This window comes from Companilactobacillus halodurans (genome assembly GCF_009600985.1).
GTDB classification, from domain to species: domain Bacteria; phylum Bacillota; class Bacilli; order Lactobacillales; family Lactobacillaceae; genus Companilactobacillus; species Companilactobacillus halodurans.
The window spans coordinates 23,699-42,944 of the sequence record NZ_VDFP01000006.1; the positions used below are offsets into that span (position 1 = coordinate 23,699).

Below are 19,246 nucleotides of genomic sequence, written 5' to 3' on the forward strand. Positions count from 1 at the left end.
AATTATTTAATCCTCAGTATTTAGAAGCCATTAATGCCATCAAGTTATTGTAAGAATAAGCTTCATTTTTTTGGCCAATCCCAATCCCACCATAAATTGCAGAAGATTTATCGGTAACCTGATATTTAAGAACCAATCCCATTGCTCGATGATACATTTTAGAATTATTTTCCCTTGAAAAAATCATCGCAGCTAAGGCATAACTTCCGGCAGAATGCTCTTTATCGATTACTCCCCCATTTACCGAATAACTATTATAAAGCGTATCGTTATCCACTTGATGCTCTAGCCAATTCAGTGAAGCCTCTTTAACCTTCTTAACCTCAGATAAATGCAAAATTGTTTCTAACGATTCAGAGGTATTCAAATTGTCCTGACTGTATGACTTATCGGACCAGTCGTAATAATTAGCGTAAAGTGGAAAGGCATCGCCTAAATAACCACTTTCAACGACCTCTAATTGTTGTCGATACATTTTTTTAGATTTCTTGGAAACTGACTCAAAATATTTCAAAGTCATTAAGTCATAATATGACAGCGAACCTTCAGCACTGTCTTCCTTTGATTTCACGTCATAAAAACTGGCAATTTTACCATTAGACATCGTATTTTTCTTTAACATGGCAAATCGTTTAGCAGCTTCTTTTTTAAAAGATTTACTATTCGTTAAGTCTGCATAAATCTGTAAGGCGCGAATTATTCGCAAATCATCCAGAGTTGCGTTCACATTATTCAATTTATTAGTCTTAGGATCATAACGGTAACTAAACTGCGTTTTTTGGTTAAAAGTTTCTTTCGTCGCTTGATAAAACTGACGAAATTTTTGATATTGATGCGTATAAGCTAAATATTCCAACCAAAGGCCGGATGACTCGCTCAACATTTCGTGCCCACTAGCGGAGTCTTTTGAGACTTTTTGTTGCTTAAAATTGGTGTAGATACCTTTTTTAGTAACTAATTTGTTTTCGATAAACTCTCTTAACATTTTTTCTTGAGATTGGTATCGATTGTGATTTCCTTGGTGAATAAATTGACTTTTACTAGTAGGAATCTGGTAATCAATTTTTCGATTGATACAGCCACTCATTAATAAAAAAAACAATAAGGATAAAGCTAATAAAACTTTCCTTTTCATTCTCAACCTCACACAAAAACTCTTGGTAGCTAACAGCTTATAACAGAATATTTTTTTTAGATATACAATCCGTACACTATCGGCAAAACCTATTCAGAAAAAATATTTTTAATAAACTTTTAAATTTTTCAACAATTTATTCTTTTATTAATTCAATTTCAATTTTTAAAAGTAATTTCCTCAAGTTACAAGTTAATTACCAATTTTTGCTATAATCAAACTAAGGAGGCGGTATCATGGCTTTAAATATCAATCTCGTTAATGGAAGAAGTATCCATATTACTGAAGAAACATATATTATCGCTTGGAAATACCAATCATCTTTAATGGCAAGTAACGCTGATCACTACTATCTCGATTGCATTTTCAAAGGCAATTTTGAAGATGGTAAAGTGACTGAAGATGATGAAGAAAATAAACTTGAAGGTCTCATCAGTGCTGCAGACTGGCTCACCATTGGAAAAGACAATAAAAATTCCCTAAAGGCCTCTGCGGTTTTAAGCCTTACTAGAGAATAAAATAGTCAATTGCACAAAAAAAGAGCCTCAGCTAAGCTGAGGCTCTTTATGCTCTCTGGGGGGAAAGCAGTAATCAGAATTTTGATTACGATAAATACTAACATTTAAAAAAATGAATTTCCAGAGAAAAGCATCCAAATAAATATTTAATTCTCTATTCATTAATTGTCTTTTGTAGCGGTTTTCACGCTTTTCAAATATTTTAAAACTTAAATGTGTTTTCAACCGTCACCTTTTCTAGGATTTTTTATCTTCCTCTCATAAAAAAAGCAATTAATAAACAACCTTATTATTACAATCGATTTATACTAATAAACAATAAGCAAATCAATTTATTCACTTGCACAATTTAATTTAAACATAGATATAAAAAAGCACCACCCGATTCAACTAGAATTGAGTGGTGCTATTATTTTGAAATTTGTAAATTAATATTGGGACATGTAAGTATCTCTTTCCCATTGGGAAACTGTTTGTTGATATCTTGCCCATTCAGCATTCTTAGCAATGAAGAAACTATTTGTTAGTCCCTTGCCAAGTGATTGTTGAACATATTCATCTTTGCGTAGTGCTTTCAAGGAGTTGTGCAAAGTAGATGGCAAATCAACGATACCTTCTTCACGACGTTTCTCTTCTGACATTTCATAAATGTTGTCTTTAACTTCTGGCATCAAATCATAATTGCTTTGAATACCGTCAAGGCCAGCATCTAAGATACATGCGATTGCAAGGTATGGATTTGTTGTAGGATCAACACTTCTCATTTCGATACGTTTTGACTTGCCAGATGCAGCAGGTACACGAATCAATGGTGAACGGTTCTTGCTTGACCAAGCAATGTATGTTGGAGCTTCATAGCCTGGAACTAAACGTTTGTATGAATTAACAGTTGGATTATTAACGGCTGTTAAAGCACGAGCATGTTTTAAGATACCGCTTAAGAATTGTTTAGCAAGGTCTGACAATTGATCATTTTCATCATCAAAGATATTGTCATCGCCATTGAACAATGACATATTGATGTGCATTCCTGAACCATTGATTCCTTGGATTGGTTTAGGCATAAACGTTGCATAGAGGCCATGTTCTTTAGCAATTGTCTTAACTACCAATTTGAAAGTTTCAATACTATCAGCAGCAGCTAAAGCATCTTGATACTTGAAATCAATTTCTTGTTGTCCTGGGGCAACTTCGTGGTGACTAGCTTCGACTTCAAAGCCCATCTTTTCTAATTCTAAAACAATATCCTTACGAACGTTTACACCTAAGTCAACTGGTGAGAAGTCAAAGTAACTTCCATCATCGTTAAGATGTAAAGTAGGATTTCCTTGTGAATCAGTATTGAACAAGAAAAATTCTGGTTCTGGTCCAATATTGAAATGAGTGTAACCCATGTCGTTCATCTTCTTAATGATTCTTTGGAGATTAACACGAGGGTCGCCTTCAAACGGAGTTCCATCTGTCTTATAAATATCACAGATCAAACGTGCAACTTTACCATGTTCTTCGCCCCACGGGAAAATCAACCATGTAGACAAATCTGGATGGAGCAACATATCGCTCTCTTCAATTCTCGTAAAACCATCAATAGATGAACCATCAAAGGTAATCTTATTGGCAAGAACTTTATCCAATTGTGAAACTGGAACTTCCACATTCTTGATGATTCCGTTGATATCTGTAAACATCAGGCAGATAAACTCAACGTTTTCATCTTTTACCATTTTTGTAATGTCTTCTGCAGTATATTGTCGCACTTCTAACCACTCCTATTATGTATATACCATTTTTTTGAGAGACTCTAACAAACGTTATTAATAAACCGTTTTATTAATAATAAGATGATGATACCAATTACATTTATTAGTGTCAAATGTTTTCATTTCTTTTTTCAAAAAATTCCAATATTAAATACCAAATTTATTATATATGAAAATTCTATCACACTACCTAACTACACCCTAGATAATTAGTAATTTTAATTTGACTTCTCAGTAAATTACAGTTAAATTATAGATACGAACGAAATTGAATATAAAAATAATAATTGTTCGTAATTAATGAGGTGTATAAATAAATGCAAGTTTTCGACTATGAAGATATTCAACTAATTCCGAATAAATGTATTGTTGACAGTCGTTCAGAATGTGATACTAGTGTGAAATTTGGACCTAGAACATTTAAGATTCCGGTTGTTCCTGCCAATATGCAAACCATTATTGATGAAAAGCTGGCTGAAAAGTTAGCTCAAAATGATTATTTTTACGTCATGCATCGTTTCGAACCTGAAAAACGTATTGACTTTATTAAAGATATGAATCAAAAAAACCTCTTCACTTCAATCAGCGTTGGTATTAAAAAAGAGGAATTCAATTTTATCGATCAACTTGTCAACGAAAGTTTAAAGCCTGACTATATTACGATTGATGTTGCTCATGGCCACAGCGATCGAGTAATTCAAATGATTAAATATATTAAAAAGAATTTACCTGATTCATTTTTAATTGCCGGTAATGTCGGTACTCCTGAAGCAGTTCGTGAACTAGAGAACGCTGGTGCAGACGCTACTAAAGTGGGCATTGGACCGGGTAAAGTATGTATCACTAAATTAAAGACTGGCTTTGGTACTGGTGGCTGGCAATTAGCTGCTATTCGTCTTTGCGGCAAGGCTGCAAGCAAACCTATCATTGCTGATGGCGGTGTGAGAAATGACGGCGATATCGCCAAATCTATCCGTTTTGGTGCCAGTATGGTCATGATTGGTTCACTACTAGCCGGACATAAGGAATCCCCTGGTAAAATCATTGAAAAAGATGGTCAAAAGTACAAAGCCTATTTCGGTTCAGCATCTCAATATCAAAAAGGTGCTTATAAAAACGTTGAAGGAAAAAGAATGTTGATTCCTTACAAAGGTGAAATCAAAGACACCTTAACTGAAATGCAACAAGATCTTCAATCCTCAATCTCCTATGCTGGTGGTAAAGACCTTAATTCGCTTCGAAAAGTTGACTACGTAATTGTTAAAAATTCTATTTACAATGGCGATATCTACTAATATAGAAGACAAAATAAAATAGATAAAAAGAAAAGAAGCTGACGACTGGGTGTTCGTCAGCTTCTTTTTTATGAATGGGATAGTTCATGTTCAATTTGATAAGATAGGTTGTCCATCAAACAACTTTAATAACTATCAAATTTAACATTACTGTAACACATTACTTGGCAATTAAAAAGCCAGAAATCTCTTAAAGTAAAAAAGAATTTTTCTAATCTTTTATTAATTATTTATTCTTTGAGCACTGAAATGATGGATTGCTTTATTCCTTTGTTCAAAGCCCTTAGTCTTGCTGACAATAAAGCGTGGACGATTATTAACTTGGTCTAAAACTCGACCCACATAACTGCCAAGGATGCCAATGGCTAGCATCAATAAGCCAAGCGTAAATAACAAGACCGTTATTCCAATTGAAACTAAACTAAAATTGTTACTAGCAATCATGTAGCCTAAAGAAAAAATTGCACTTACAAAAGGTACAATCGAAAAAATATTTACAAAATGCAAAGGTTTCAGCGAAAAAGATATGACGCCATCTAATGCTAATTTAATCATCTTGGAAAGTGGATACTTAGTCTTACCCGCAAATCTTTCTTGACGATGATATCTGACACTAGTTTGCCGAAAACCAATCCAAGTTACCTGACCTCGAACAAAAGGATCTTGCTCATGCAATTTTAATAATTGATTAACAGCCTTTCGATCCATCAATCGAAAATCTCCTGTATCAAGAGGCATATCGATTGTGGCTAATTTTCTAAAAACACGATAAAACATTTTGGCTGTAAATTTTTTGAAAAAAGTTTCGCCGTCTCGTTGAATTCTCTTTCCATAAACAATTTCATAGCCTTCATGCCATTTTTCAATCATTTGTGGGATTACTTCTGGAGGATCTTGTAAATCAGCATCCATTACAACCGCTGCATCCCCTTTCGTATATTGAAGTCCGGCAGTAATTGCCAACTGATGTCCAAAGTTACGGGAAAACTCGATTAATTTAATATTTGAATGTTGCTCAAGTGCCTTATTAATGATTTGAACTGATTTATCCGTCGATCCATCATCAACGAAAATCAATTCGTAGTCTTCTTCTTGCTGCTCAATATAATTTAGTAAAGTATCGATTGTAGCTTGAATTCCAGGTTCTTCATTAAAGACTGGCAAGACGATTGAAATTAATTGATTTTTCATAAAAGATGTCCTTTCACTGATTACTTATAAATACTGGATAAATCATAGAGCGTACCTGATTGACCAGGACCGCCTTGACCTTGTCCCATAGAAGATGGTTCCTTCATACCTGGCTGTTTCATATTTTTTTGTAATTTCTTCATTTGAGACTTAGTCATCTTCTTGCCACTTGGTTTCTTATTACCAGATGGTTTTTGACCACTTGGTGCTTGTCCAGATGGCCCTTGACCATTTTGAGGTTGCTTATTTGAACCACTAGGCTTCGTTGGTGGCGTTGAAGATGAGTCTTCATTATTTTGACTAGGCGTTTGTGGTATCGTCTTAGTCTCTGTTTTAGTAGAAACAGTTACAGAACTTGCACTACCAGTTATAGAATTTTTGGTCTTAAGATTAACTTTTTTGGCATGTTTTTTAATCCAACTAACGATTTCATTGTTAGAACCGCCGGTTTTACCGCCAGAATAGTAATATTTTAATTTGCCTTCCTTAACAAGTTTCTTGAATTGACTAAGCGTGATAGCTTTATCAGTCCCATTGAAACCACCCATTGCCATAACAGCTTTACCAGTAGCAATGATATAAGGAGAAGCTGTACTTGAGTCATCTGTTGCAAACAAATATTCGGCTTTTCCTTGGTGTTTTTCCAAATAAGTCAACAAGGTGGAATCGACTTGGGAATCTCCCATGCCGCCGCCATTGCCTAAGGCAGTAAGCAATGATGGCCCGGCACTTGGTATCCCATCACTCGACCCAGCAAGCGTTGGAGTCAGCGACCACCAAGTAGGTGCCAATAAAACGATTATTAAAGCTGCAATCGGCCAAGCTCGTTTGTTCTTTAATTTAATCGCTATCCAAGGTAAAACGAATAGCGGAATTGAAATAATAATACCAGCAATCAACAAGACCCAAGATAACGTTGGATAATAATTGTTCAAATACCAGGCCTGAAGAATACTTGTGGAAAGAATCGACAAAGGCAATAACATTGACCAGAATGATTTTTCACGCCACTGTTTTACCATAGTGTAAATTCCAACTCCAGCTAAAGCAGCTATTGCGGGTGCCAACATAATCATGTAATAAGGATGGAAGAAACTGGCAATAGAGAAGAATCCAGCTACTGGTACCAGCCAACCAATCCACAACCAAAGTTCCGTTCTTTGGGAATTGAGTGAATACCATTTCTTCATCTTGGAACCTCTAAAATAAGCATAACTTGAAACTAATCCAAATAAAGCTATTAACATCAACCAACTGATCTGTGGTCCTAATTCTTTTTGAAGCAATCTAAATGGTCCGGCAGTACCGATATTGAAGGCTCCAGAGCCTCCACCGCCAGTACCACCACCGGTAGGAGCATTACCTGTATTACCAGTCTTTCCTCCAGCCATTTTAGGAGCATTGCCAGCTTGAGTCTTTGAACCAGATTTTTTATTTGAATTGGGCATTGCTGGTGGATTACCCTTTGCGGATTTCTTAGACCCACTTGGAGGCGTCATTGATTTATTTGCTTTAGTCCCACTTGGCTTTTTTGATTTCTTGCCAGATGGTGGGGTCATGGATTTACCATTTTTCTTAGAAGAGTTCCCCATTCCTGGGAAGGCTCCACCTGTTCCAGTTGTTTGACCTAATAATCTTTGAGTACCGTTATATCCAAAGGCTAATTCCAAAGCTGAATTAGTTTCAGAGCCACCCTCATAAGGACGGTTCGAAGAATTGGTTAAATCAACTGACAAAGGCCAAAATAACGTAAAGACTGCAAGAAAAATCGTTGCAATCGATAAGTGAGCTAACTTCTTTTTCCAATTGGTCTGAGCTGCTAGCCAGTAATACAAATAAAGTGCTGGTAAAACCATAAAGGCTTGCAACATTTTGATATTGAACGAGAAACCAATTAAAGCAAAACCAATCCAAAGATAGCGTTGTTGTTGTTTCAAAACAGCTTTTTGTACAAACCAAAACGACAGCAACAGGAAGAAGATCAAAGTTGCATCCATATTATTAGTTCTTGAATCAGCCACGACAATTGGCGTCAATGTCATAATCAAAGCGGCAATTCGAGCTGGAATTCTACCAAAACGTTTAGAAATCAAATTATAGATTAAATAAACTGATCCAATTCCAAACAAAATTGATGGTAAAACTACGCTCCAGCCATGAACGCCAAAGATTTTTGCACTGATCGTCATAAACCACAATGCAACTGGTGGCTTATCAACCGTAATAAAACCAGCAGGATCAAAGCTGGCATACCAGAAATTCTTAAAACTTTTAGTCATACTAACGACTGCAGCAGTATAAAAGTTGTTGGCCTCACCGGCTTCCCAAATATTCCAAGCATATAAAAATGCCGCTAAAATCAAAATGGCTATTAACCAATAATCATATTTAATAGTTCTTAATTTATTTAAGAAATGGGATTTTTTGTTATTTTGAACACGACTTGGTTCTTTTGAGTTCATCATTTAGCTTCTCCAATCTTTAAATAGCAATATTTACTAAAAAACAAATGATTGAATAAATTAAAATCGAAAAAACAATCGGTCCTAATTGTAAAAATTTTTTCATCTGTTAAATTTCCTTTCCTAACAACAAAAACAAGATTAGACAAACTAGCTTAAACTAAGCTTAAATCGGATAATATGATTTATAATTGTATATATGAAATAGACAAAGGAGTTTGCTATGACAAATAATATAAAAATTTTAGTAGTTGAAGACGATAAGAATTTAGCTGACAACATCGCCTCTTTTTTAAGCGACTTCTCAGAAATAGACATTGAAGGCGATGGCCTCAGCGGAAAATTTGCTGCAACAGAAAATGTCTACGACTTAATAATTTTAGATATTATGTTGCCTGAAATGAACGGTTATGATGTGTTAAAAAATATCCGTGATGCAAAAATAAATACACCGGTTTTAATTTTGACAGCTAAAGCCGATATTGATGATAAAGTGCACGGTTTTAATCTTGGAGCTGACGATTATCTAACCAAACCATTTCATCGTGAAGAATTATTAGCTCGTGTTAAAGCCTTATTAAAGCGGACTGGTGTTTTAACTGACGATTCAACCTTAAAAATTAAGAATCTTGAAATAAATCTCAATAACCACGAAATTATTGCTGGCGGAAATCCATTGTCACTCAATGGAAAAGAATATGATTTATTGGTATATTTGTTTCAAAATAAAAATACAATTTTGACCAAAGATCAAATTTTTGAACGTATCTGGGGATTCGATTCGGATACCTCCATTACAGTGGTCGAAGTTTACATGAGCAACTTACGAAAAAAACTTCGTCCATCAAAAAATGATGGCCTAATCAAGACCATCAGAAATGTTGGGTACATCTTCCAAGATGAAGCTTAATTCTAAACAAAATCGCATCACGCGTCGCCAGCAATTTAAGCTTTTTCTTTCAATAATGGCTGCTTTTGCCATTTTATTTTTAACCTTAGGATTGATTATTTTTAATCTTTTTCAATCTTCAACCTATCGAAGCATTGATAAAGACATCAAGTCTCAAGTCACGGCTATAAAAAAACAACCTAATATGCAAAGAAAAGTTAATAGTTCTCCTACTCCACAAGGTCCTGACGATCAATTCCACCGGCCAGAACCCAAAGCGCCCTTTCAAACTTCAATTTTGATTTTCAATTCAAAAGGTAAATTACTGAACCGGTCTAGTCTTGGTAATCGATACTCTGTTGTTAAAAACATTAAATTGAGAAAAAAGAATTTGAATTTGAAACAAACTATCACGATAAACAATATGAATTTCCGTTCTATTTTAATCAAAGTATCGAAAAATAATAATAATCCAATGTATGCTGGACATTACGTTTTAATCATGCAAAACATCGATACCCAGATTCAATCAATGATTCAATCAATGGAAAACTTTGAAAAGATTCTAATTATCACGTTCTTTCTCTTTTGGATTGCCGCTTTAATTACTTCATACTTTTTAGCTCGTATCAACATGTTGCCCATCGTCAAATCATGGAAGCAACAAACTGAATTTGTTAATGATGCTGCCCATGAATTACGGACGCCGTTGACAATTATCCAAGGTAAATTAGAGTACATGCTAACTAAACCTAAGCAAAAAATCATCGATGAAGCCGAGGCAATTTCAGTGTCACTCGATGAAGTCAGTCGTTTGAATTCTTTAACGAATAACCTCTTGGATTTAGCAAGATTCGACCAGGCAACTACCAAACTGTACTTTGAATTAACCAAACCACAGTTCTTCTTAAAAGACCCAATCATCCCTTTTAAGGACATCATCAATTCACAAGAAAAGGTCTTTCAAATAAACTTGCGTCATAAACCGACGCTTAATCTTGACCGTAATAAAATTAAACAATTATTGATAATTTTGTTGGACAATGCTACAAAATACACTCCTAAAAATGGCACAATTAAAATTTATGATCACGTTGAAAATTCCAAATATCAATTCATTATTTCCGACACTGGCGTTGGCATCAGTGACAGTGATAAACAAAAAGTCTTTGGAAGATTCTATCGAGTTGATAAATCTAGAAATCAAAGTAGCGGCGGTCATGGTTTGGGGTTGGCAATTGCCAAACAAATTGTCACTAATCATAAAGGAAACATCTTTGTAAGAGATAATTTGCCTCATGGAAGCGAATTTGTAGTTGAACTACCAATCAAGAAAACCCATAAGAACGATTAATTTTAATCATTAAAAGCACGGCCTAAATTGATAGGCCGTGCTTTTAGTTTCATAAATATTTTAATAGACACTATAACTTCTATTTCAAATTAATATTTTTCATTGAACAATTAATATTTCTTGCTTCATTTAACAAAAAAAAACCTCCTAATTTTTGAATTAGAAAATTCTTCACTCAATGATAAGATTATAAAATTGTTTGCGAGGGAGGATTGCTTGTGTTAAAAAAAGGATTAATTATACTAGAGCTTACTTTTGTATTTTTTCTAACAATATTATTTTCCAAACCAACCATCACCAAAGCTAAGCCTGTAACTGATGCTGATGTAGTTCAACACTTTGAAACTAAAGACCACGAGGAATTAATCATCAGTTATGTATTGGAAGATAAAAAAGAACTATTTTTTAAAACCACTACAGAAAATGCTATCGACATTCAAGCATTAAAAAAGGAACTGGGAGCGCAAAAAATTGAGGAAATAACTTCTGAAGAAATTAAAGTTACACTTGATAATCCTGACAAAATTGATTTCAAAATGCTGCTTACTAACAAAAAAAGATTTTACACTGATTGCACTAGACTCCAACCACAATGAAATTTTCCGCAGAGAAATGAATGAACAAACTAAAGATTCTAGACTCGCTGCAGAAGATGATGAATGGTTAACTGAAGAAGAAATTGCCAACTTTGAAGAAGGAACCTGGACTGAGGCCGATAGTTTAAGATTAAGTGAAGGACCGATTTTAGAACACTCAGATGGCACCACCACTAGGCCATACCTTTATTTTGGCGATTATGTTTATGCATCCCAAAATATATCGCTTTTAGATGCTTATCAAAAAAAGGGCGATTCAAGGCAAGTCAGTTTGACAGCTGCTAATTCAGCCATTTTATTTGCTGACAAAGGCAGTCGTATTTCCGATGGATTACGAAGTCCCAATAACCATATTTACACGACTCACTATGGAGACAACCAGAATCTTGATACAGGATTGTATAATTTAGAAATAGAAAACAGACCTTACGGCTCACCGAATTCTTTTGTCTCTAACACCCTCTATAATACTGTGCAACAAACCGATAATTGGCTATTGCCAGGTACTTCTGGTCCAGATAAAGCAGGATACAGTTTTGCCTTTTTAGAGAGGCCACGTTTCTTTTATCGAATCGATCCTAATACCGGTTTTGAGGAACAGCGTTTGGTTTTTCGACAAAGAGCTTTTGATTCTGAAAAAAAAGGCCGCGCCAATCCGGAAGTGACTACTACGATTCGCCAGAAGTTTGACAAAGGCGGACGAATAATCACTATTATTTCATCTAAAAATACTGGGAAAACAACAATTAATAACTTCACAGCTTTTTCTAACCAAGATTTTTCTCTAAATAAAGATGGCAAAGAAATTATTTCCGTTGACGGAAAAAAAGCTGGAAATTATTTACCAATGTATTCTTTGGGTAATAATCGTGGAATGTATATCCAATCAAAAAACGATGAAGTCCGAACTAGTATTTATACTAAAGAAAGCAATTATCCACCTAAGGCCTGGGCCGCAAGGTCAATTTCACATTCATACATTGCTACTAAAGGATACATGGTTACTCATGGCTTGTTAGAAATCGGTCGAACAACCGAAAGATATTATCCGTGGAAAGTCGGTAAGCCAAAAGGAAGAGTCAGCTTAGTCGGAAATAACTTTTACGATCGTAAAACTCAAACATATAAATCGCCTTATGTTCCCGAAAATCTCTATAATGCATTCGATGATCAACGTGATTTAGGCGATGCTGAAAATAATTTAACCGCAGGAACACGTTTAGGTGCATCAAGAGCTGAATCAATGTGGGATACTGGTTTAACAATGCATTCGCCGACAATCGATTTAGAGGTTGGTAAATCATCCAAAATACAATATACAACTAAAACAGACGTTAATGGTAAAGACTTCAATCCTGTTTTGAAAATTGATGATAAAGGGACTGACGACAAACCAAATATCTTAATTCTTGGCCAAAAAGACCTCCCCATTACTGGCAGTTGGTTCGACTTTGACAGCACTAACGCAACAATTTATTACACGGTCGATAGTATGAATCCTAATGATCTGCAAATACTTGCGAATGGCGTCCAAACTAATAATGAAGCTGCAAGCGGCAAAGTCAACGAAATCAAAAAATCCATCCCTCTTCGAGGCCTTGATAAGAGCAAACATCGCATTCGTTTCATTATGAAAGATGGTGAAGGTCATTTATCTACAATTGAAGAAACGATTTTTAGATTCATCAAGGATACAACAAACCAACCGCAAATCAATGTTATCTCGCCTAGTTCTAGTTACGAAGATCCGCACACCCCTTTCTCCCATCAGATTACCTTGAGAGGTATTTGGAGCGACAAGGACAGCAAAAACATCAAATCTATTTCCTATTCAATTGACGACGGCGAAGAAAAAGCTATTCAGGAAAATGTTCCTGTTAAAGATAATAGTCGCTTCGCATTTTGGGAACTTCAAGATTTAAATATTGGTTCGCAAAACGACTTTAAACCACATAAAATCACTTTTAAAATTGTTGATGACGAAGACAATATTGGAAAAGAAGATTTTTACTTTCAACACAAATCAGGCAGTACCCAACTGATTGCACCCCAAAAAATCGATTTAGGAAGTTTAGTTATTTCACCAATTAGTTCTAAAAAAATAAAGCCAACCATAAAAGAAGGAAAAATTATCCTGGATGATTTTAGAGAAAATAGTTCTCATCCAATTAACGTTACCTTATCGATTGCAAGATTTTACAAATCTAATAAAAATCAAGAAGAAACTCATCATCATAGTGAAGATGGCGATGATAGTCAATCTAGTCACGATCCGGACACTTCTACTAAAGCCTTAGCCTTAGAAACCGATAAATCTAAATATATTTCTCATAAAGTCTATTGGAAAAATAAAAGGGTCAGTTCTAAAAATTTAATAATAGGTCAATCCGTTAAAAAAGATGAAAAGCCATGGCATTTTACTAATGATTTCACCAATGAAGTTTTAAAAAATCTCGAACTAACCTTTAAGTCAGTCAAAAATAAATCTGTCTTTGGTGAATATGTCAGTCAATGGACTTGGCAAACAATTGATTCAATTGAATAAAAATCCTTATGACACTAAAAAAACGTAACTTAGCCTGATTTTTTCAGCTAGTTACGTTTTTTATTTGTTGTTTTCTTTTTCATCCAATGATTCAGAAATCTTCTTCAAATACATTACGATTTCTTCATCTTTATTGTCCTCTTCTGGTTCAGCTTCACGGGTTTTGATAATCCTATTCATAAATTTAACCAATAGAAAAACGACAAAGGCGATAATGATAAAGTTAATGATAGATTCAATAAAAGTTCCGTACTTAAAGGTCGCATCCCCTACTTCCAAAACTAAGTTGCTCAAATTTACTTTTCCTAAAAAGAGACCGATTAAAGGATTAATCAAATTGCCTACTAATGATTGAACGATAGCTGTAAAAGCAGCACCCATAATAACTCCGACGGCAAGATCCATGACATTGCCTCGACTGATAAAATCTTTAAATTCTTTTAACATTTCCCAAATCTCCTAAAATTTATTTCTACCATTAATTATGGCGTTTTAAAGGGTATTTATGCAAATAATTAACTATAGACAAGATATCTGCCATTATTTTGTATTAAAGTTTTCGCAATTTAATTTATAATTAGATGTGAAAGGCTGTGAAAAAATGAATAAGTTTGATATTTACAAAATGATTTTGGAAATTATGGCTGAAGACAATCCCAAAGATTTCCAAGAACTTTTAGACAAGGCACAAAAGTACCAAATCGTTAAAGATTATATTGCTAGCGATAATGCTAATCAGTTTTTAATTCAAGACATGCAAGATACTACGATTAGTATGATCAACGATAACCTTATTTCTGGAATCATCAGTCCCCTTAAATACGTCACTTTAATCAAATTGAATGGTCTAACTATTGAAGGCTTTCAATATTTAAAGAAAATAAAAGATAAAGAAACTAAAGAACAAGTTCAACAGCTAATGCAAAAAGATGGACTGTCAATGAATCCTAAAACGTTGACTCAAGTACTATCAAGGCTGATTTTTTAGATGTAATTTGTTTCTTAGTTTCACTTAAATTATTTACTATTGTCAACTAACTTATCGATTGACACCTCTTTTTAATAGATATATTCTTAGAACGTATTAAGTTATTTTATAAATCAAAGCGGAGGTTTTTTTATGTCAAAGACAAAAGTAGTAATTATTGGTGCATCACACGGTGGGCATCAATCAATTCTTGAATTGCTTAAGCGTTACGACGACGTTGATATCAAATTATTCGAGGCTGGCGATTTTGTCTCCTTCATGTCTTGTGGTACTGAATTATATCTTGAAAATAGTGTCACCGATGTCAATGACGTTCGTAATTTCAGACCAAGCGATTTCTCTGAAAACAAAAATGTCGAAATTTTAAATAACCACCAAGTAACAAAAATTGACGCTGACAAGAAAACAATTACAGCTGTCGATACGAAAAACAATACTAACGCTGACTACGAATATGACAAACTTATTCTTAGTCCTGGTGTAAATCCTAAGTCCATCCCCGTTCCTGGAAACGACCTCGAAAATGTTTTTCTAATGCGTGGTTACGATTGGGCAACAAAGATTAAAGCTAAACTTGAAGACCCAGCAGTGAAAAACGTTACAATCGTTGGTGCTGGATATATCGGTATTGAAGCTGCTGAAGCAAGTAAAAAAGCCGGCAAAAATGTCACTATCTTAGATGTTATCGATCGTCCATTAGGTACTTACCTTGATGGTGAAATGACTGACATCTTAGCTACTCACCTTGAAGATAAGGGCGTTAAAGTTGTAACTAGCGCTAATATCAAAGAATACACTGGAAATGGCAAAGTTACTGGCGTTAAAACTGACAAAGCTGAATACCCTAGCGACTTAGTTATCCAAGCTGCTGGTGTCAAACCAAATACTGATTGGCTCAAAGGTACTGTTGACCTAGACAATCGTGGTTGGATCAAAGTTGACGAATATCTACAAACCAATCTAAAAGATGTTTATGCTATCGGTGATGCTACATTGGCTTATTCAATCCCCGCTGATAACCATGTTCCCATCGCTTTAGCAACTGTCGCCCGTCGTGAAGCAAGATACGTTATCAAGCATCTCTTCGAGAAAGTTCCTGCATTGCCATTTGGTGGCGTTGTTGGTTCTTCAGCTTTGAGCGTCTTTGATTATCACTTTGCTGAAAGTGGCCTCAACAGTTTTACAGCTAAGAACTCAAACGTTGAAATTAAATCATCATTTTATTCAGGAGACTTGAGACCTGCTTACGTGCCTCAAGGAAAAGATAATCCTAAAGTTTGTGTTCAATTGTTCTTCAATCCAAGTTCACACGTTCTCTTAGGTGGTGCCGTTCTTTCAACTTATGACATCACTGCTCAAGGAAATGTTCTAGCCTTAGCAATTCAACATAAATTAACCGTTGAAGATTTAGCCGATGCTGACTTCTTCTTCCAACCTGGTTTTGACAGACAATGGAGTATCTTAAACGTTGCTGCTCAACATGCACTAGGTGAAACTGATTTCTAATTAGAAATCTTAAAAAGTAGTTTTTTTATATAAAAAAGATAGTAAGAAATGCATTTTGCACTTCTTCCTAACTTTTTCCTGTATTTATGCCGCTGGCGAGATTCGAACTCGCACCTAGAAAACTAGACAACGACCTGAACGTTGCGCGTCTGCCAATTCCGCCACAGCGGCAAAACAATACAAATAATCACTAAATTGGCTTACAATTAAAATGATACTACAAATGGAGGGTATTGTAATGGAAAAAATCAATAAAAACATCTTGAATCAAGTAATCACTCTCCGAAATCCCGTATCATACAAAGGAAATTACGGAAAAATCCTGATTATCGCTGGATCAACTCACTTTGGTGGCGCCGCCATCCTTTGTAGCAGTGCTGCTGTTGCTAGCGGTGCCGGTTTAGTGACAGTTGCAACCGTCCCTGAAAAGTTCACTGCTATCAATACGCGGATTCCTGAAGCTATGACAATTGATTATCAAAATAAAAACGACCTCTTAGAAGCAATCCAGAATAATACCGTCATTGCAATCGGCCCTGGATTAGGAATCTCATCGGTTGCCAAGGGCTTGGTTAAAGTTGTTTTAAAAGAAGCTACGAAAAATCAGACAGTAATTATCGATGCGTCAGCATTAACCTTAATTGCAGAAGAAAAAATACCGCTGACAACTAATGCTAAAATTATTATGACGCCACATCAAGGAGAATGGGAACGACTCTCGACGCTTAAAATTCATGAGCAAAATGAACTCAATAATATTGATGAATTGCATAAGCTAAACCCCAAAGCCGCTTTAGTTTTGAAAAAACATCATTCAGAAATCTATTATCAAGGCAAGGTCCTACAAATAACTGCTGGAAATGCTGGTATGGCTACTGGTGGTATGGGCGATACTTTAACAGGTATCATGGCTGGTTTTATTGGTCAATTTGGATTTTCAATTGAAACAATTTCGGCAGCCCTTTTAATTCATAGTTATATTGCCGATAAACTCAATAAAAAACATTACGTTATCTTGCCTTCGCTCTTGATTGAAAAACTACCAAAGTACATGGCTAGTTTCAGCTATGAAAATGGGCACTATTTATCATAAGAAATGAAAAAATCATCAATTCTTAAAAAAATTGATGATTTTTATTTATTTCATATTAAAGATTTTTCTGATTCGAGCAACTTTAGATCCTAGAATCTTATCAGCTAAGGAAGTTTTCAAAACTAGATAACCGTAAATTATGCCACCTAATCCTGCCTCAAGAATCAAAACGACTACACTGATGATTCGATCAGTATTGCCAACGAAATGGAAAACGACCCAGTTAACAAAAATTACTGACACGAACATAATCAATGAAAAGAGAATGATTCCACTGATACGACGAGTTATTCGACCAGTATCAAATGGATAAATTGCATGTAATTCTTTAGTCATTAACCAACAAACTACGGCCATTCCGATACTGGTTGCTACTAAAGGTCCAAATTCATGGAAGATGGCAATCATTGGCAATTGAACGACCACTTTAACAATAAAACCATAAACAAAGTACTTAATAGCTAAACGATTACGATACAACGCTTGCAAAACTGCGGAAAGAACGGTAAACAATCCTAGTAGAATTGAAATTACTGATGAGAATTGCAACATCAAAACTCCTAAGGCGTCATAACGATAGAATGTCGTCCATAATGGTTGAGCCACAGCATACATTCCTAAAGAAGCCGGAATCATAATAAAAAAGAATAACTCCAAAGTATTAGAAATTTGTCCTTCAATCTTTCCTTCGTCTCCTTTTGAATAGAGGCCAGATAAAATCGGCACTGCTGTAACGGCCATAGCGGTCGACAATGACACGATAATCATAATTAATTTATTAGCTTGAAAACCAAACAATGAATAATAGTTATCCAATTGTGCACCCGTCGCATTGACGAACATTCTCATAAATTGATTAAAAGTTGACTGATCATAAAGATTAAAGAAAGTTATTCCGGCATCGAGAATGATAAATGGAACAGCTTGCTCAAAAATCTCTTTAGTAAAGTTTCTTTCATTTACATCAGTCACTGGCTTACCGTTACGCGAAAGCTGCCTTAATTTTGGTAGTTTCTTTAAGAGAGCTAAAACTAGGATTCCAATTGCAAAAGCTGCTCCGATAAAAGCCGCAAATGTCGATTGAACAACAGCATTAATATAACTGCCCTTATTAATGACCATAATGATATAAGTCGCAATCAACATGTAAACAACACGAGCAATCTGCTCAATAAACTGCGAGATGGCTGAAGGCGCCATATCTGCATAGCCTTGCAAATAACCTCTTAAAATACTCAAGATAGGAATTATCAAAACCGCTACGGCTAAAGATTTGATAACTGGGATACTTCGTGGGTCGCCATCAGTGAACAATGTCGCTAGAACTGGTGCTCCAAAGTACATAATGGCTCCAAAAATCACTCCCATAAAAGTCATGATTTTTAATCCATGTTTGAATAATTTGTTACCTGTCGAATACTGATCTAAGGCATTATAATGTGAAATCTGTTTCGATATCGCACCCGGAATACCTGCTGTCGACACGATTAAAAATAAACTATAAATATTGTATCCTTTGGCAAATAGAGCATTAGCAGCTGGATAATATGAGCCCATCCAAGCCATCCAAGGGATGATATATATTGCACCTAAAATACGTGAAAAAATACTTCCAGCCGTCATCCATGCTGAACCTTTCAACATGGTATCTTGTGAAGAAACTTCTGGTTCCAACACCGGCATAACTTCTTCATTATCACGGCTATTATTTACGCCCAAAACATGCACCACCTTAAAAACTGTCCATTTAATTATAGCAAAGTTCTCATCTTAAAAATCTAAAATTACTCTTAAATTAACTAAATTGCAAATTAATTTCAAATGTTGCTTAAACTTTACAGATACGATAAATTGTAAAGGCTATTTAATCAAGATAAATGGTAATATAAATCTATTGATGGCAAGAGATTGATT

Annotated in this window: 15 protein-coding genes and 1 tRNA gene; 9 read left to right on the plus strand and 7 right to left on the minus strand. The window is 35.1% G+C overall.

What is annotated here, in order from left to right; translation table 11 throughout:
• Positions 1-13: 13 nt before the first annotated feature.
• Positions 14-1,135: a hypothetical protein gene (locus FHL06_RS04195; protein ID WP_153384993.1), complete on the minus strand. Its 1,122-nt coding sequence runs from the start codon at positions 1,133-1,135 to the stop codon at positions 14-16.
• A 236-nt stretch (positions 1,136-1,371) separates the two neighbouring features.
• Here FHL06_RS04195 and FHL06_RS04200 point away from each other — a divergent pair, with 236 nt between their 5' ends.
• Positions 1,372-1,653: a hypothetical protein gene (locus FHL06_RS04200; protein ID WP_153384994.1), complete on the plus strand. Its 282-nt coding sequence runs from the start codon at positions 1,372-1,374 to the stop codon at positions 1,651-1,653.
• A gap of 428 nt (positions 1,654-2,081) precedes the next feature.
• Here FHL06_RS04200 and glnA read toward each other — a convergent pair whose 3' ends face one another.
• The gene (gene glnA / locus FHL06_RS04205) at positions 2,082-3,410 is read right to left on the minus strand and encodes a type I glutamate--ammonia ligase (protein ID WP_337692527.1); all 1,329 of its coding nucleotides are present in this window, start codon (positions 3,408-3,410) and stop codon (positions 2,082-2,084) included.
• 320 nt (positions 3,411-3,730) lie between these two features.
• Between glnA and FHL06_RS04210 the strand changes: the two genes are divergently transcribed.
• A complete protein-coding gene (locus FHL06_RS04210) occupies positions 3,731-4,708 on the plus strand; it encodes a GMP reductase (RefSeq protein ID WP_153384995.1) in 978 nt (325 codons plus the stop codon).
• A 222-nt stretch (positions 4,709-4,930) separates the two neighbouring features.
• On the opposite strand, the gene FHL06_RS04215 is transcribed toward FHL06_RS04210, so the two are convergent.
• Both FHL06_RS04215 and FHL06_RS04220 read right to left on the minus strand, forming a co-directional pair.
• Positions 4,931-5,899 carry a glycosyltransferase family 2 protein gene (locus FHL06_RS04215; RefSeq protein WP_153384996.1) on the minus strand — a complete coding sequence of 323 codons (969 nt, stop codon included), beginning with the start codon at positions 5,897-5,899 and terminating at the stop codon, positions 4,931-4,933.
• Positions 5,900-5,919: 20 nt separating this feature from the next.
• Entirely contained in the window at positions 5,920-8,361 is a 2,442-nt protein-coding gene (locus FHL06_RS04220; protein WP_153385074.1) for an ArnT family glycosyltransferase, read from the minus strand.
• A gap of 223 nt (positions 8,362-8,584) precedes the next feature.
• On the opposite strand from FHL06_RS04220, the gene FHL06_RS04225 reads away from it, so the two are divergent.
• The 4 genes from FHL06_RS04225 (at position 8,585) to FHL06_RS04240 (ending at position 13,745) form a co-directional block, all read left to right on the plus strand.
• Positions 8,585-9,271 (plus strand): response regulator transcription factor, encoded by a 687-nt coding sequence (locus FHL06_RS04225; RefSeq protein WP_153384997.1) that lies wholly within the window; start codon positions 8,585-8,587, stop codon positions 9,269-9,271.
• On the plus strand, positions 9,240-10,604 hold the full coding sequence (locus tag FHL06_RS04230) for a sensor histidine kinase (protein WP_153384998.1): 1,365 nt from the start codon (positions 9,240-9,242) through the stop codon (positions 10,602-10,604). The genes FHL06_RS04225 and FHL06_RS04230 overlap by 32 nt, the downstream gene beginning before the upstream one ends.
• A gap of 218 nt (positions 10,605-10,822) precedes the next feature.
• Positions 10,823-11,200 carry a hypothetical protein gene (locus FHL06_RS04235; protein ID WP_153384999.1) on the plus strand — a complete coding sequence of 126 codons (378 nt, stop codon included), beginning with the start codon at positions 10,823-10,825 and terminating at the stop codon, positions 11,198-11,200.
• A 16-nt stretch (positions 11,201-11,216) separates the two neighbouring features.
• Positions 11,217-13,745 carry a hypothetical protein gene (locus FHL06_RS04240; RefSeq protein WP_153385000.1) on the plus strand — a complete coding sequence of 843 codons (2,529 nt, stop codon included), beginning with the start codon at positions 11,217-11,219 and terminating at the stop codon, positions 13,743-13,745.
• A gap of 60 nt (positions 13,746-13,805) precedes the next feature.
• On the opposite strand, the gene mscL is transcribed toward FHL06_RS04240, so the two are convergent.
• Positions 13,806-14,192: a large-conductance mechanosensitive channel protein MscL gene (gene mscL, locus FHL06_RS04245; protein ID WP_153385001.1), complete on the minus strand. Its 387-nt coding sequence runs from the start codon at positions 14,190-14,192 to the stop codon at positions 13,806-13,808.
• 154 nt (positions 14,193-14,346) lie between these two features.
• On the opposite strand from mscL, the gene FHL06_RS04250 reads away from it, so the two are divergent.
• Positions 14,347-14,733 (plus strand): hypothetical protein, encoded by a 387-nt coding sequence (locus FHL06_RS04250; protein WP_153385002.1) that lies wholly within the window; start codon positions 14,347-14,349, stop codon positions 14,731-14,733.
• Between the two features lie 132 nt (positions 14,734-14,865).
• A complete protein-coding gene (locus FHL06_RS04255) occupies positions 14,866-16,239 on the plus strand; it encodes an FAD-dependent oxidoreductase (protein ID WP_153385003.1) in 1,374 nt (457 codons plus the stop codon).
• An 87-nt stretch (positions 16,240-16,326) separates the two neighbouring features.
• Here the strand turns inward: FHL06_RS04255 and FHL06_RS04260 are convergent.
• Positions 16,327-16,410: transfer RNA gene (locus tag FHL06_RS04260), tRNA-Leu, on the minus strand.
• Between the two features lie 67 nt (positions 16,411-16,477).
• Here FHL06_RS04260 and FHL06_RS04265 point away from each other — a divergent pair.
• A complete protein-coding gene (locus FHL06_RS04265; RefSeq protein ID WP_153385004.1) occupies positions 16,478-17,332 on the plus strand; it encodes an NAD(P)H-hydrate dehydratase in 855 nt (284 codons plus the stop codon).
• Between the two features lie 45 nt (positions 17,333-17,377).
• Here FHL06_RS04265 and FHL06_RS04270 read toward each other — a convergent pair whose 3' ends face one another.
• Positions 17,378-19,015 (minus strand): putative polysaccharide biosynthesis protein, encoded by a 1,638-nt coding sequence (locus FHL06_RS04270; RefSeq protein ID WP_153385075.1) that lies wholly within the window; start codon positions 19,013-19,015, stop codon positions 17,378-17,380.
• Between the last annotated feature and the right edge of the window lie 231 nt (positions 19,016-19,246).